This is a genomic window from Flavobacterium caeni, from assembly GCF_900101895.1.
GTDB lineage: Bacteria > Bacteroidota > Bacteroidia > Flavobacteriales > Flavobacteriaceae > Flavobacterium > Flavobacterium caeni.
The window spans coordinates 229,427-245,248 of record NZ_FMVF01000004.1 but is presented as its reverse complement, the minus strand read 5'-3'; the positions used below and the strand labels follow the sequence as shown (position 1 = coordinate 245,248).

General features: G+C 46.9%; 13 protein-coding genes. 7 read left to right on the top strand and 6 right to left on the bottom strand.

The genetic code is table 11. From position 1 onward, the window contains the following. Nucleotides 1-203 precede the first annotated feature (203 nt). The 3 genes from BLP55_RS05060 to BLP55_RS05050 form a co-directional block, all read right to left on the bottom strand. Nucleotides 204-1,955 carry a sensor histidine kinase gene (locus tag BLP55_RS05060; RefSeq protein WP_091141235.1) on the bottom strand — a complete coding sequence of 584 codons (1,752 nt, stop codon included), beginning with the start codon at nt 1,953-1,955 and terminating at the stop codon, nt 204-206. Beyond that, nucleotides 1,952-2,578: a response regulator gene (locus BLP55_RS05055; protein ID WP_091141234.1), complete on the bottom strand. Its 627-nt coding sequence runs from the start codon at nt 2,576-2,578 to the stop codon at nt 1,952-1,954. The genes BLP55_RS05060 and BLP55_RS05055 overlap by 4 nt, the downstream gene beginning before the upstream one ends. Before the next feature lie 64 nt (nt 2,579-2,642). Further along, nucleotides 2,643-4,472: a tail fiber domain-containing protein gene (locus tag BLP55_RS05050; RefSeq protein WP_091141233.1), complete on the bottom strand. Its 1,830-nt coding sequence runs from the start codon at nt 4,470-4,472 to the stop codon at nt 2,643-2,645. 429 nt (nt 4,473-4,901) lie between these two features. On the opposite strand from BLP55_RS05050, the gene BLP55_RS05045 reads away from it, so the two are divergent. From BLP55_RS05045 to BLP55_RS05025, 5 genes are all read left to right on the top strand, one after another. Then, nucleotides 4,902-7,724 (top strand): MopE-related protein, encoded by a 2,823-nt coding sequence (locus BLP55_RS05045; protein ID WP_091141232.1) that lies wholly within the window; start codon nt 4,902-4,904, stop codon nt 7,722-7,724. Nucleotides 7,725-8,167: 443 nt separating this feature from the next. Beyond that, entirely contained in the window at nt 8,168-9,469 is a 1,302-nt protein-coding gene (locus BLP55_RS05040) for a tyrosine-type recombinase/integrase (RefSeq protein ID WP_091141231.1), read from the top strand. A gap of 89 nt (nt 9,470-9,558) precedes the next feature. Then, nucleotides 9,559-10,299, top strand: coding sequence for a hypothetical protein (locus tag BLP55_RS05035; RefSeq protein WP_091141230.1), 741 nt, complete (start codon nt 9,559-9,561; stop codon nt 10,297-10,299). Between the two features lie 69 nt (nt 10,300-10,368). After that, nucleotides 10,369-10,653, top strand: coding sequence for a helix-turn-helix domain-containing protein (locus BLP55_RS05030; protein ID WP_091141229.1), 285 nt, complete (start codon nt 10,369-10,371; stop codon nt 10,651-10,653). Nucleotides 10,654-10,752: 99 nt separating this feature from the next. Beyond that, the gene (locus BLP55_RS05025) at nt 10,753-11,685 is read left to right on the top strand and encodes a hypothetical protein (protein WP_139149608.1); all 933 of its coding nucleotides are present in this window, start codon (nt 10,753-10,755) and stop codon (nt 11,683-11,685) included. A gap of 66 nt (nt 11,686-11,751) precedes the next feature. Here the strand turns inward: BLP55_RS05025 and BLP55_RS05020 are convergent, their stop codons facing one another. After that, the gene (locus BLP55_RS05020; protein ID WP_091141227.1) at nt 11,752-12,015 is read right to left on the bottom strand and encodes a helix-turn-helix domain-containing protein; all 264 of its coding nucleotides are present in this window, start codon (nt 12,013-12,015) and stop codon (nt 11,752-11,754) included. Nucleotides 12,016-12,118: 103 nt separating this feature from the next. Here BLP55_RS05020 and BLP55_RS05015 point away from each other — a divergent pair, with 103 nt between their 5' ends. Both BLP55_RS05015 and BLP55_RS05010 read left to right on the top strand, forming a co-directional pair. Continuing rightward, on the top strand, nt 12,119-12,592 hold the full coding sequence (locus BLP55_RS05015) for a lipocalin-like domain-containing protein (RefSeq protein ID WP_091141226.1): 474 nt from the start codon (nt 12,119-12,121) through the stop codon (nt 12,590-12,592). Beyond that, nucleotides 12,592-12,915, top strand: coding sequence for a helix-turn-helix domain-containing protein (locus tag BLP55_RS05010; protein ID WP_091141225.1), 324 nt, complete (start codon nt 12,592-12,594; stop codon nt 12,913-12,915). The genes BLP55_RS05015 and BLP55_RS05010 overlap by 1 nt, the downstream gene beginning before the upstream one ends. A gap of 418 nt (nt 12,916-13,333) precedes the next feature. On the opposite strand, the gene BLP55_RS05005 is transcribed toward BLP55_RS05010, so the two are convergent. Next, nucleotides 13,334-13,879 carry an HXXEE domain-containing protein gene (locus BLP55_RS05005; RefSeq protein WP_091141224.1) on the bottom strand — a complete coding sequence of 182 codons (546 nt, stop codon included), beginning with the start codon at nt 13,877-13,879 and terminating at the stop codon, nt 13,334-13,336. Further along, nucleotides 13,876-15,822 (bottom strand): heavy metal translocating P-type ATPase, encoded by a 1,947-nt coding sequence (locus BLP55_RS05000; protein WP_091141223.1) that lies wholly within the window; start codon nt 15,820-15,822, stop codon nt 13,876-13,878. The genes BLP55_RS05005 and BLP55_RS05000 overlap by 4 nt, the downstream gene beginning before the upstream one ends.

Genomic DNA, 15,822 nt, shown 5'->3' with positions numbered 1-15,822 from the left:
TGTTCGTCAAAATTGACTCCTTTTGCTGAAAACGACAATACGTAATTGGGGGTAGCGGATAATTGACAGCCTACATGTTCAATTGTTTGATTTTTAGTATATTATAGAAGCTGTAGGAAAAGAATTTCCATTGTGATGCGAAGACAAGGTCCAGGTTTTCTCGCGCGCATACGACAATACGCGTACAGTTTTTTCCTACACCGCTAGGTGGCCAGCGCAATCGTGAGCGTAATTTGCAATCCTTGGTGGGATTCAAGTTGTACCGATCCGCGCACCGCCTGCATCCTTTTGCGTATGTTTTGCAGGCCATTGCCCATACCGTGCGGTTGCTGCAATCCGATGCCGTTGTCGCGCACCACCACTGTGAGGTGTTTTTCGGTGGCGCTGACCGACAATTCGATGCGTGTGGCGCGAGCGTGTTTGACCGCGTTGTTGAGCGCTTCCTTGATGCAAAAAAACAGGTTCTTGCGCAAATAACCGTTCAGGATTTTTTGGTCTACATCGGCCACTTTTTCTGAATAATGAAATACGACGTCGCTACCCTCGAACAAATTTTGGGAATACCGCTTGGCATACTCACAAAAATCGCGCACCGTATTGTGTTCGGTGTTGAGCGACCAGATGAAGGCGTTGAGCCGCTGCGAGATTTCGGTACCGGTGTGGTTGATCTTCCCGATCAGGAATTGTTGCTTGTCGCTGGGTTGCGTCTTGGCCAACAGGTTGGCGTTGATCAGGATGCTGCCGAGTTCCGATCCGATGTCGTCGTGTAAATCCTTGCTGATCTCGTTCTTTTGGTCGAGCAACAACTGCTGGAGTTTGTTCTTTCGCCTAAAAAACAACGCGACAAATAACAGCACGAGAAAGCCAAACAACGCCACCACCAGCTGCAAAATAGCAATGTTTCGCGATTGATTGAGTTCGTTGATCTTGGCCACAAGCAGTTTGTTTTCGTTTTTCACGTATTGGTCGGTAATCTTTTGCGTAAAGTGGCGCGCCCGGTCGTTGGTGTCTTCGCTGATCGAAATGATCTTTTGTTGCAGGGCTAGGATTTGTTTGGTATCGCCCATCTGTTGGAACACTTCGAGCGCCGTCACATAAAAATACCGTTGGTAGGAATTGTTGACTTCCGAATTCTCGATGATGGCAAGTCCTTTGACATACAGCGCGTTCACTTTTTGGGCATCGTTCGTATACCAATGCATCAGGTAGGCGCAATTGAGTGCAACGATGTCCCGCATACCGTATTTTTCGGCCGAGGCAATGCTTTTCTCCAAATACCACCGCGCGCTGTCGATTTGTTTTTTCTCGGCATACAACAGCCCAAAGGTTTGCTCACCGTTGACGACACCGCGAAAATTCGAATTTGTTTTGGCCAGTGCATACGCTTTTTTGTTGTAGTACAGCGCCGAATCGATTTCCTTGTTCTTGAGCTTGAGCTGCGCCAGGTTGTTGTACACATAGGCCTTGCCGATGAGGGTGCGCAGGTGTTTCCCGACGCGTTTCGGGTAGTAATTCTTGGCCAGCCACAACGCCTGCTCGGCCGACTGCAATTCTGCGGTTTCGATTTCGTTGATGCCTTTGAAAAAATAGGCGTCGGCCAAAAAAGCGCTGTCCTTGAGCGTCTTCCCGATCTCGATGCCCTTTTCGGCCTCGTGGATCGCAAACGGAAAAAGTTCCATGTAGTAAAACGCCTCGGTCTGGAGGCTCGTCAAAAAGTACGAAATGCTGTCGGATGGATGAAGCTGGTTGATCTTCTTGGCATAGTCGATCCATTGTTGCGCCTTGTCCTGGTGGTCTGTTTCGATATAGGTCTCGGCAATCTTGACCGCTTCGGACAACTGACATTCTAGTGTGGCACATCGGTTAAAAACGGCGATCTGCCTATTGACGTCGCGGTTTTGTGCAGCCAACAAGCCACAACAAAACACTATCGCCAAAAGCATCCATCGGCTCATCGCTTGAGGTAAAGGTTCACCGCTTCGACACGGGTGTTGACGTGCAGCTTCTCGTAAATGTTCTGGATGTGTTTGCGTACGGTTCCTGTACTGATCTCTAGATCGCTCGCCACTTCCTTGTTCATCCTGCCCTTGGCGAGCAAATCGAGGATTTCTTTTTCCCGAGCAGTGAGCGACTGGATTTCCTGGTGCTGTGATTGGAATTTCGAAAAACTGGCCACCACCTTGCGCGCGATGCTGCCGCTCATCGGGCTGCCGCCGTCGAACAGGTCGTTGAGCGCGTCGATGATTTTGTTCGGGCCTTCGGTCTTGAGGATGTAGCCGCTGGCGCCCGCTTCGAGGCTTTTGAAAATCTTGTCGTCGTCTTCATAGGATGTACACATCAGGAACAACAGATCGGGCATTTGCCGCTTGAGTATCGCCACACATTCGATGCCGCTAAACCCGGGCAAATTGATGTCCATCAGCACGGCATCGGCACCCACCACAGGAATCGCTTCGATGGCCGCTTCGGCGTTTTCGTAACTTCCGGCCAATTCGAATTGTTCGGTGAACTGGATCATCATGGTCAGTGCCTCTCGTAAATCGCGGTTGTCTTCGACTATGCCTATGCGTTTTTTCATCGCCTTTTTTTGTGCAAGTTAAAGATACGAAAACGGTTCAGAAATACGTAATTGCGCGTAGGATTTACGGGCGGCGCTCGAGTGCCGAAAGGCGTTTTTCGAGCGATTCGATCATTTGCGCCTGCTTGGCGGCGGCGGCCTTGAGCGATTTATTCTCTTGGGTGACCGATTCGATCTGTGCCTGCTGTTCCTGTATCGCCTTGACCATCGGCATCACGAACTGACTGTAGGCCACGCTGTAATTGTCGGTCGGGTTGGAAGCATCGGGTAGGTGCAGCCCGTCGAAATCGTAGCCGATCGATTGGGCCGCCTTTTCGACATCCTGGGCCAGAAAACCTGTGTGGACAATCGCCGAGGATGCGGCATAGTCGGTGTCTCCTTTGAGATCCGACGGCAGATTTTGCATCAGATGGGCGTCGAATTTCTTGGTGTCGAATTGATACGTCACCGGCTTGAGTTGCAGGATAAAATCGAGTCCGGGAACATTTTGTTTGATGTTGTTCTTGAACCTGGCATCCGACGGATAAGCGTAAGCCACCTGACCTTCGATCACCGTAACCGCTGCGCTGCCCAAACGCATTTTGTTGGACGTATTGACCACGGCCTGCGTTCCTATGGCGGTAGCCCCCGAAATCCCCGACGGGAGCGACACATTGCTTCGGTTGCCAAGCGCCGTGTTGTTGTTCCCGGTCTCATTCCAAGAAAGCGCCGAATCCCCGATAGCGGCATTCCTATCGCCCGTGGTATTGTTGCGCAACGAAGAAATCCCCGCCGCCGTATTGCTGTTGCCTTCGGTATTGAAATACAGCGCCGAGCCTCCCAGTGCCGAGTTGCCGTATCCGGTGGTATTCTCGAGCATGGCCGAAAAACCCACCGCGCTGTTGGTCTCGCCCGTAGCGTTTACCACGAGTGAGTTGGCGCCTAGCGCCGTATTGTTGCTGCCCGATACGTTTCCGGACAACGCATTGCTCCCACTGGCCGTATTGTTGCTGCCGGTTGCATTGTGTTCAAGCGCATAAGATCCGGAAGCGGTATTGCTGTAACCAGAAACATTGTCGGTAAGCGCGTACTGTCCGGTGGCGGTATTGTCGGCCCCTATCGTATTGTCGTGCAATGCCGACATACCCACAGCGGTATTGCCGTTAGAAGCGGTACTTGCATAAAGCGCGCGATGGCCCACGGCAGTGTTGTCGTTTCCTGTGGTGTTCGAAAACAGTGCCGCCTGTCCAGACGCCGTGTTACCTGCTCCCGTAACATTGGCCTGCAAGGCGCTGCCGCCAAAAGCAGCATTAAAGTTTCCTATCGTATTGCTGCGTAGCGATTGATAACCTAAAGCCGCGTTGTTGGCGCCGCTTGTGCTGGAAAGACCGCTTTGGTAGCCGACAAATACGTTCTGCCGGTTGGCCAGGTTGTCGTTTGCTCCGGCTTGCTGGCCCAAGAAAACCGATTTGCCCGTGTTCAGTATTTCGATTTGTCCTTTTTGCGTAAGGCGCATTTTGATCGAATTGTTGGTCCTGAAATCCACATCCTGCGCATTGGTCGTACCGATGAAGTTTGTTCCGCTCACGGCAGATGCGTTTCCAGATACATCCCAACTCTTGTTGTTGCTGTCGATGCCCACCCATGCCAAAGCGGGCTGACTCCAATAATAAAAGCCGGGCAGGTTGGTGCCTACGGAGTTGGTTAGAAATACCAACATCCCGTCCTGTGCAGCGGTCGGATTTATAGACGGAAATGCATTGATACGTGGAATAAGGATTCCGTCTGAATTGGTTGGTGCCGTTGCGCTGGATGCCGAAATGTCGAGCTGCGCTTTTGGCGACGTATTTCCTATTCCGACTTGCGAAAAGGCAGACTGGAAAGAAATTGCTAGTAGGATTAACAATAGCTTCATAATCAATGAGATAGATAAGAGGCGGACAACCCAATTTTTTGCTATTGATTGGGTTTTTATTTATTGTTGAAATTTTGATACTTTATTCATGGCAAATGTAACTCTTTATATAAAACACTGAAAAACAAACCCTTTTATTCGTTGAAGCCACCCGTTTTTCCGTTAAAATAGATCAATTATTACAGTTTTGGTGTACAAAAGCCCCATTACTATTTGTAGTCCTGTCAGAAAATACTTTATCTCGTCGCGTCCGAAAAGAAGAAATATCTTATTTTTTTATTCTCGTTTCGCCATGTACCGGTTTGGATCAAAAAAATTACGGTCAATTTCATTCTGTAACACCAAAGATTTCAAATAAACGCAAAAACCGTAGCCAATTCAGCAAGAATGTACTAACTTCCATCCTGGATTCAAAAAACCACATTGAACATGAGAAAAATTACCTTATTGTTTTGCTTTTTGCTTGCGGCTACCGCATGGGCCCAGCCAGGCGCCATCGACACGAGCTTCAACACCGGAAACAGCGGACCCGACCTGGTCACGTATACTTCGGTCAATCAACCCGACGGCAAAATCCTCATTGCGGGCGCCTTCGACAATTACAACGGCACCACGCGTGCGGGCATCGCCAGGATCAATCCCGACGGGACACTCGACCCTACCTTCGATCCCGGCGCAGGCATCGCGATCTCGACCGAATACATTTACAGCATGGCCTTACAAGCCGACGGAAAAGTACTCATCGGCGGAACGTTCACCTCATTCAACGGTGTAGCCAGAACCAATTTGGCGCGCTTGAACGCCGACGGATCGGTGGATACCGATTTTAATCCAGGTACCGGGCCCAATAACGAAGTGACTACCATTTCAGTACAGTCGACCGGGAAAATCATCATCGGCGGATTGTACACGCAGTACAACGGAACGTCGGGCCGCTTGTTTAGGCTCCATGCCGATGGCACCATCGATACCAGTTTCAATGCTGGCGGCGTGGGACCCAACTTTTACGTATGGACATCGAGTGTTTTGCCCGATGACAAAATATACATCGGCGGCGGGTTTTCGATGTTCAACGGCACCAATGCCAACCACCTGATTCGCCTCAACGCCGACGGTACGCGCGACGCCACGTTCACCAATGTGCGCTACACGAACAACGCCGTCCTGGCCCATGCCGTGCAACCCGACGGCAAGATCGTCATAGGTGGTTACTTCACCAATTACGGTGGTGTTGGGTTTCCAAGAAATCGTCTGGCGCGTATCAATGCCAACGGAACGCTCGACGCTACTTTTACGGTTGGGTCCGGGCTGAACGATTATCCGCTTACCTTGGTATGCCAGCCCAACGGAAAAATACTTGCGGGTGGTGCCTTCACGACATACAACGGCGCAACGGTCAACCGTTTTTTCCGACTTAATACGGACGGTTCCCATGATTTGACGTTCGATTCAGGAACGGGAATGAACGGCATTGTTTACAAAGCAAACTTTCAACCCGACGGCAAATTCCTGGTCGCAAGCGAGGCCACCAACTACAATGACAACACCACGCAGCCCAATTTTTCTAAAATCAACGCCTATGCGCCGAATTCGATAGCGATTACCGCGTTGGGCGCCGAAGGGCCGTATTGTCCTGGGGCTGCTTTTGATGTAGACTTGACCGCCGAAGGTTATTACACCGACAGCAATGTTTTCACGGTGCAATTGTCGGATGCGTCGGGGAGTTTTGACGATCCGAGCGCTATTGCAACCTTGAATGGCGCTATAGCCGAATCGATCCCCGTAACCTTGCCGCTTGTTATAACCCCGGGCTCGGGCTATCGTTTACGCGTTGTCGCCAGTGATCTTGAAACCATCGGAACCGACAATGGAGCCGATTTGACCATCCAAGGCGAACACCTGTTTTATGCCGATGCCGACGGTGATGGCTATGGCGTAGGTGCGCAGGTATCGCTGTGCGCCGAAAGTGCCGAAGAAGCCCCTGAAGGCTTTGCTGTACTCGACGGCGATTGCAACGACGACGACGCGACCGTTCATCCGAACGCAACCGAAATCCCCTACAACGCCATCGACGACGATTGTGATGGCACGACAGACGAAACGGGGACCGTGACCACCACGTTGCTCCCGGCTTTTTGCGGCGCGACACTGGCTTCGATCAACACACTCGTGGGTATCCAAACCGTGGGCGGACACGCGATTACCGGCTACCGCATCCGTTTGACCAAGGACGCCGAAGTGCAAACCATCGAACGCAACGTACCGCATTTTACGATCCCGCAATTCCCATCGCACGACTATGCAAGCACCTATACGGTCGAAATCCAGTTGCAACGCGCCGGAATCTGGCAGGTGGGCTGGGGCTCGCCTTGCTTGGTATCTACCCCGGCGATCCTGTCCGAAGGCGGTGCGGCGGCGGTAAACCCGTCGCAGTGTGGCATTACGCTGGCGCGGATCAACACGCTGATTGCAACGACCAGCCTGCAAGGCGTGACCGGCTACCGTTTCCGCGTGAGCGATTTGACGAATCCGTCGGGGGCTAATGCCGTGCAAACCATCGACCGTGTGCAAAACTGGTTCAGCCTGCAGATGCTGGCGCGTTACCACTATGGAACCACTTACCGCATCGAGGTAGCCGTGAAAACAACCGGCGACTTTGGCTTATTTGGTGCGCCGTGCGAACTTTCGAGTCCGGCGGTTCCGAGCATCAACAATTGCGGCGGCACGGTTTCGGGTCTCGGATCGTTGGTGTCAACTACCAGTATGTCGGGGGTAACGCAGTACCGCTTCTTGGTGGTGCGCGAAGCCGATAATGCCTCGGCAACAATCGATCGCAACACACCTTATTTTACGTTCGCTGCCGTCCCATCGGAAATTTTTACCCCTGCCGGATCTTACACGATAAGTGTGGCTTTACTGACTACTGGCACATGGTCGCCCATGGGATCGGGTTGTTCGATTACCGCGCCTGGCGCCCTGGCCAAGGGCATTGCGTCTACGGCCGAAGCAGACACAGCGATCAGAATTACGGCAAGCCCGAACCCATTCACCGAACATTTTGTCCTCGATGTGGTTTCTGACACGCCACAAACCACAGAAATCAAGGTGTACGACATGCTCGGCAGGCTGCTCGAATCGGCGACGCAGCGCGACGCACACTTTGAGTTGGGCCGTAGCTATCCGACAGGTGTTTACAATGTTGTGGTGAAACAAGCCGATGCAATTAGGACATTGCGGGTCGTCAAGCGGTAATTTTACAGACAAATTATCATAAAAAAAGGCCTCCGAACAACTGGAGGCTTTTTTGCCTAAGCCAACCTTTTCAGGTTTGACTCCGGTACAAAACGAAAAAACCTCCGAACGAATCGGAGGTTTTTGTACCAAAGTCAACCTTTTCAGGTTTGACTCCGGCACAAAACGAAAAAGCCCCCGAACGAATCGGAGGCTTTTGTACCCGGAGCCGGAGTCGAACCCTTTAGATTTGCCTATTTTTAAAAACCACTATACTCAAACGAAATATCATTAAAAAATACAATAAAATCAACACTTCATAAAGCATTTAACTTTTCGAATCAGCAGAAATAAATCTAATGTCATAGAATAATATCTTAACATCGTTGGGCAACGGTTGGGCAAAAACGTGTAATTCGTATGATTTTATTATTTACCTTTGGATTGTTCAAAGTTCAAATCAAATGGCATCAATCAGTTTTAGAGTTAGAAGTAAGGCGAATAAGAAAGCCGCTATCAAAATCCGTGTCAGCATAGACCGGCAAAATGTTTTTGAAACCAATACCGGGTTTTCAATCCATCCAAAAAATTGGAGTTCCGAAACCGGGCTTCCAAAACAAACCACCGCCGAAAACAAGCAAATTCAGTCCAATCTAAAAAAGCTTGATGCTTTCGTGTGGGAAAATCTCAATGCCGATTCAGGCGGTAGTGTTATAATCGATCAATTTTGGCTCGAAGAGAAAGTGGCCTCTTGCTTCAACAGAATTGAGAAAACCGACATTGGATTACTCGTCCATTATCTCCAAGAATTAATCGACAACGCGGCTACGCGAAAAGTCAAAGTCCCGGGCGGCTATAAGATGGGAATTTCCAAAAGTCGCGTCAATAGTTTCATAGCGACGAAAAACGTGATTGTTGAGTATCAAGCGATAATCAAAAAACAACTTCACTTTTTGGACTTATCCGAAACAACAGTGGACAAATTCACCAACTGGCTACTGGTCACGAAGAAATACGCCATAAATACCGCGTCGAAGTTCGTTGCTAATATCAAAACGATTTCTCGTGAAGCCGAGCGAAAAGGAATACCGGTTCATCCATTTGCAAAGTACATCGAGGTGTTTTCTGAATCAGACGATGATCGGTACATTCAAACCTTATCTTTCGCAGAGCAAAAACAGATTCTCGATACGCATTTCGAACGAGAGGCGCTAAAGAATGCGAAAAAATGGCTTCTCATTGGTTGCGAAATTGGGCAACGCGCCGAAGATTTACTGATTCTGACCAAAAAGAACGTCCGGTACAAGGACGGAAGAATGTTTATGGATATTTTTCAAGAGAAAACCAACAAGCGAGTTACTGTAGGTGTTGCCGCTCCGCACATTATCGATATAATTGAAAACGATTTTCCTTATGAAATCAGCGACCAAAAATTTAATGATTACATCAAAGAAGTATGTGAGACTGCCGGAATCAACGAAATGGTTGAGGGAAAAATATTTGACGCGTTAACCGACAGAAAATTGTTAGGCACGTTCGAAAAATATAAACTTATCACATCGCACTGTTGCCGTCGCTCGTTTGCCACCAATTACTATCGAAAAATGCAAACGTCCGTTTTAATGAAGATTACCGGGCACAGCAGGGAATCAATCTTTTTGCGATACATCAATCAACGTGAGAATCAGGATGACAACGCGGAGCTTTTTATCAGGCTGCATGAAGAAATTCATCGTGTCGGGGAACCGCAGCTTCAAGTGGTGTAAGACAGAACCGCAATGGAAATGAATTGAATAATGGCGAAATTGATGAGGTGTTTGCCCGTTGATTTCTTAATTTTGCCATTTTCAATGGAATGGGGAAGCAATTCGAAATCATTACGACACTCAAATCCTACCAAGACCGCTACAAAAGTCGGTTGGAAAACCATTTAGCCGAATATGAGGACTACGACGAAGAGCATTTTTTAGATTCTGAAATCAAGTATTTCAATCATTGCTATCAGTCAGTGTGTATCTCGTACGAAAATTACATGGGCATAGATGAAAGTGAATATCCATCTGCCAGCGTATACGCTTACACACTTTACAAGCCGTATTCAGGATTCAAACCCATTCAAGAAATTTACGAGTTGGTTTTAGATGACGAATGTGAGGGGACGGACGGTTTTGATTTGGATAAAGCCGAAAAGCTTCAACTCAGCTTTAAAAAAATCATTTCGCATTTGGAAGATTTGCGATTCAATTTAATCGCATTCGGCACCACGGAAAGTGCTCCGAAAAACCCATACCCGGATATTTTTACGAGCTACCAAGCCTACCTTGTTTTCAAAGATTTCACGGAGAACATCACGGATTATTATTTGGATTTCAGTTTCATTTTTCACAAAATGAAAAGTACAAGTGAAAAATTGATTCACAACCGTGTCAAGCACAAGGAATTTATGGAGTGGCTTCGGGTTGAGAAATTCATTTCCATTTCCACCTACGAAGATTTTGATATCAAAGCCTCATTCAGCACAAAGGCTGATCGTGGTATGCGCCCAACAAGATATTATACCATCAAGAACCGACACTTCCCTTCGGATTCCGATTAATCGGAAAAAACGACCATAAATCGGAAATGACATCGCCGGACATTTGTAGTGAACTTAAATTTTCTACAAATGAAATCACTACAATTTATCGGGTGCGATCCCGAAACCTTCCAAGCCGAAACTGCGGCAATCCTTAGAAATCTCTTCGAAGATTTTGTTCAACGCTTCATGCCGCCAAAACCCAATGACTACATGACCCGTGCAGAAGTTGCCGAAATGCTCGATGTTGATATTTCGACGATAGCGAACTGGCAGCGTAAAGGAATCTTGAATCCTCTCGGTATTGGAAATCGGGTGTATTTTCTGCGCTCGGAAGTCGAGGCAAGTGTAAAACCGCTAAACGGGAATCTGTAATCCTATCAACGGAAAGCATAAAAGGGAGTTGTTCAGGCTCCCTTTTGTGTTCAAAGTTGTTTCTACTGGCATCGTAAAAACTACTTCAAAGATACACTTTTGATCGACTTCATCACAGCAAATCTTCCCAAGAGTTACAGTTCAAGATTGGAGCAAAATCCACTTTTGGACTTTTCGATGTTACGGAACGTTTCTGAAGATGGCTTTCTGATTCCGGCCCTCGACCGGATGGGTAAAGAGGTACAAAATAAAAATGGCGAAACCGTATACAAAGTACCTTACAAATCTGCGAGTTACAATGGGCTATGCTTTACAATTTTCGAAACCGGAACTATTATTTTAACCGGAAGTCTCCACAAGTATTTCAATGGGGGAGCACACAACTTCAATGACTTCGACTATGTCGCATTTCTTCTCGTATTGATGGACTTAGAAGACAAGTTTGGATTTAAACTCGAAGAATGTAAACTTCAATGTGTTGAGGCCGGAGTAAATATTGTCCCACCGGTTCCGACAAACGACATTCTGAGACACTGCTTTCTTCATAAAACAATTCCATTCAAAGACATCCAACATTCTCAGGATGGTCGATACAAGCAGGCAAAACACTCTCAATACATTGTCAAAATCTACAACAAAGCGTTACACTACACTGGAAAAGGCTTTACCATCGAAACAGAGATTTTGCGTTTTGAGTTGAAATTTATGAAAATGGAAAAATTGAACAAACTCGACATCTTTACGTTGGCCGACATTCGGAACTTAGGTTTCGGGGTTTTTAAGGAAATGTTGGTTCAAGCCTTTGAAGATATTCTCCTTTTTGACCAAACCATAAATTCGTCTTGCACGAAACTCACGGATTATCGAAATCCGCTTTTTTGGACTGACCTATTGGAAACCAAATCCCGGAAAACATTTTACAAGCACAAGAAGACATACACGGAAATTGTTATCAATTCTTCGGAGAGGCTTCAACAACAACTCACCGAAATTCTCATTTCAAAAGTTAACGAACTTGCGAAAGGTATATGAATTGACCATTAAAGTATATTGTCAAAATGCTAACCTCTATCGGGTATCGGTCGGTTATGTATCGTATTACTTCTCAGTGGAAACTTTCCGAGGAATGTCAATACCCTTGAAAAATTCTTCCAAACTCACACCGAGTACCGTGCAAATCTTAATCAGTGTTTTCAACTCAAAGTTCGCGCCCGTTTCCAAACGCCAATACGCTGAACGGCTCATTCCTAAGTCGAAGGCGATGTGTTCGTAGTTCGAGTAGCCCTTTTCTTTACGAAGTTGTTTCAGACGCTCTGCAATGGCGTTTAGCTCAGGTGTATCGAGATTTTCCTTGTTTTCCATCAGTCAAATCTCAATAAAAGGTACTTTTTTTGGTACTCTATAATAAAGTACACCATAAAATAGAATTTTATTTATATTTGCTCGTAACCAATTTATAGCCAGTATGAAAAAAATCCTTCTCATCGCGCTCTGTGCGCTAACCTTTGCTTGTTCAAGCAGCGACGACAATTCACAGCCAACAACACCGAACATTCCACCTGAAACGCAACATTTATCCGGTCGTTGGAACCTAAGTCACAAATCCGTGAATGGTCAAATCCAAGCCATTAGTGATTGTGAAGACCAGTACAACTATTACCAATTTTCTACCGACGGTGGCGCAATCGTTGGCAAATTTAGAATGTATCAGATCGGTATGACAAACTATTGCGAACAGTCTACAACAGAAGGCGACTACGTCATTGAGAACGGCGTGATGACCTACACCAAATCGTCAGGTTACGTTTCGAAATACAATGTGATTAGCACGAATGATTTGACTATCAAACTTGAAATGTTTTATTACACCACCAATCTCGGTGAGGTAAACGTGCCGCAAAACGAACGGGTGATTGAAATTTGCAACAAAGCGGAATAATGAGTTTTTCGAGTACCGATTTCGGCATCGTCATCGCCGGCCAATTTTATCCCATAGAAGGAGTGTCTCAAATTGTCGAAGCATTCTCTCAAATTGCAATGAACAGATTTGAGAAACAACTTGACGATTTAAAAAAGAAATCGGAAATTGGTAAACGGAATTTGACCGTGAATGAAATTGCCACGCTGACCAACCGAAACCCTGCTACGGTAATGCGTCACCTTCGAATGGGGTTATTGTTGGGTACAAAGGTTGGTAAATCTTGGCTCATTTCAGAAGAAAACTATCTCAAATACAAAAGCAACACACGTGAGCAAAGTTAAATTATCCGAGACTGAGAGAAAGGCCTTGATTCTAAAGATTAAGCAGTTCATGAATGTAAACCCCGCATATCGCGCTCACGTTGAGAAGTTCTTACTTGAACGTACGTACCATCGATACAACAACGAATCGCAAGCATAATGAAGTGCCGTCAAAAAAGTCGAAAAATTTGGCGGCGCTATCAACAAACTCACCCCATACCCCAAATTTAATCTGTTTTCCTTAGTGCGACCGGCTCCTAATCTGTGGGTACCCTATCGACTGTGTTGGGATAAAAAATGTGTGCAAATAATTACAGTCTCAAAAGCCCGGCAGTCGCGGTTCTTATTAGAATACTGTAATAAAAAATGTATTAGTTTTATTTACGTACGTGCGCGTGTAAAGAAAGTTATACCGCCACAAGTGTTCACATCAATACAATCATTGACCTTTTGAAAGTCGATACATCCCCCACCACGCAACCGGAGCCAACAAAACCACGCTCACCATTCCCGGAAAGTAGCCATAGACTTCATCTGTAAAAAATGGAAATACAAAATGCGCGAGTTCAGTGATTCCCATCGCGGCAAAGAATGTCCATGCGAGGTAAGAGCCAAAAGCGTAACCACGCTTCATAAGCAAGGGGATTAGCAACCACGCACCTACTGAAAGAATTACAAGCGCAATTACGGAAAACGATAAGATTTCAGGTTTCCGCGTTCCGGTGATTTCTGCAAGCCTGTCGAAGAAATCCATCACTTTTTCTTCGACACGGTGCAAAAGGAATAGAAAAAATGCAATCCAGTATGGCCATCTTATCCCTTCGAATGTCGATACGCTCGGCAAAAACAACCAAAGTAAGAAACCACCAAGAAAGCCCGACGAAAAAATTAGGCTCGTCCAAATTCCAAAGGAAAAATAGCCCAACAAAAGAATGGCGACCGTAAATACGAACGCAGCAACAATGATGTTGGGCTTCTTCTTCATAATCTGATTCTTTGGATTCGCACCGCGTTCAGGATGGCCAATAATGCCACGCCTACATCAGCAATCACCGCTTCCCATAAATTCGCGACACCGCCTGCGCCAAGCGCCAATACAATAACCTTGACAACCATTGCCAAGACAATGTTCTGCCAAACGATTTTCTTGGTCAACTTACCGACCTTAATTGCGGTCACGATTTTCGACGGCTGATCGTTTTGAATTACTACATCGGCGGTTTCAATCGTTGCATCGCTTCCCAATCCACCCATTGCGATACCAGCGTCGGCCAATGCCACTACAGGCGCATCATTTACACCGTCGCCAACGAAAGCCAGTTTTTTATTTTGGTCTTTGAGTGCTTGGACTTTTTCGACCTTGCCTTCGGGAAGCAAATCACCGTAGGCATTGTCAATTGACAGTGTTTTAGCAACGTCATCTACAACCGATTGTTTGTCGCCTGACAACATTACCGTTTTGATACCGAGGCCGTGCAAATCTTTGATGGCTTGTTGTGCATCGGCTTTGATTTGGTCGGCGATGGTAATGTAGCCCGCATACTTTTTATTCACCGCCACAACTACAACGGTATTCACAATTGCCGTTACGCTTTCGGGATAATCAATGCTATATTTTTTGAGCAGTTTCGCATTTCCGGCCAAGACTTCTTTACCATCGATGGTCGCTTTCAATCCGTGTCCGGGAATTTCTTCGACATCATTGATTGATAAGCTTTTGATGGATTCCTTCCCGACGTGTTCGGTCACAGCCAACGCGATTGGATGTGTGGATTTGCTTTCGATGGCTGCGGTCAATTTCAAAAACTCTTGCTCATCCAAACCTTCGGGTTTTACCTCTTGCACTTTAAAAACGCCTTCGGTAAGCGTCCCGGTCTTGTCCATCACGACCGTATCGATTTGGGTCATGACATCGAGGAAGTTCGAGCCTTTGAACAAAATACCGTTCCTTGACGCCAATCCGATACCGCCAAAGTAGCCGAGCGGAATCGACACCACCAATGCACATGGGCAACTGATGACCAAAAACACAAGCGCCCGGTAAAACCAATCGTAGAAGTCGTAATCGCTTACAAAGAAATATGGCACGAAACAAACTGCGACGGCCAATGCAAAAACAATCGGCGTGTACACTTTGGCGAATCGGCTAATGAACAATTGTGTTTGCGATTTACGCGCCGTCGCATCCTGAACCATTTCAAGGATGCGGCTCAGTTTGCTATCGCTGAATTTGGCCGTAACCTTGATTTCTGAAACGGTGTTCAGGTTAATCATTCCGGCGTAAACATTCTCACCTTTCGCTTTGCTGTCAGGCTTGCTTTCTCCGGTAAGTGCTGCCGTATTGAAGGAAGCCTTTTCAGATTCGAGAGTTCCATCGAGCGCGACTTTCTCGCCCGGTTTGGCTTGTATGACTTCGCCTATGGCAACATCTTTTGGGTGAACCGTTTCCGTTGAACCGTTTCTCAAAACCGTCACTTCTTCGGGACGCACATCGAGCAGGGCTTTAATGCTTCGTTTGGCGCGGTTGACCGCCGCATCCTGAAACCATTCGCCAATGGAATAGAAAACCATGACGGCAACGCCTTCGCTGTAAGAACCGATGGCAAAAGCACCGATTGTCGCGACGCTCATCAGAAAAAATTCGTTGAAGAAATCGAAGCGAATCGCCTTTCTCCAAGCCATGTACAAAACGTTGTAACCTGCGAGCAAATAAGCGACGAGGTACACAATCAAATCGACCGGGAATTTGGGAACGAATTTGAACCCATATTCCATCGTAAGCATTACTGCAAGTATTGCCAAGCCGGACAATAACGGAATGTGACTTTTCCAACCGGAATTATCTGTCGCCCCGTGATCGTGGCCATCATTGGCATCATGTTCATCATGCGCCAAATCTTTTTCTTGAATTTTTGAATCTTCTTTCAT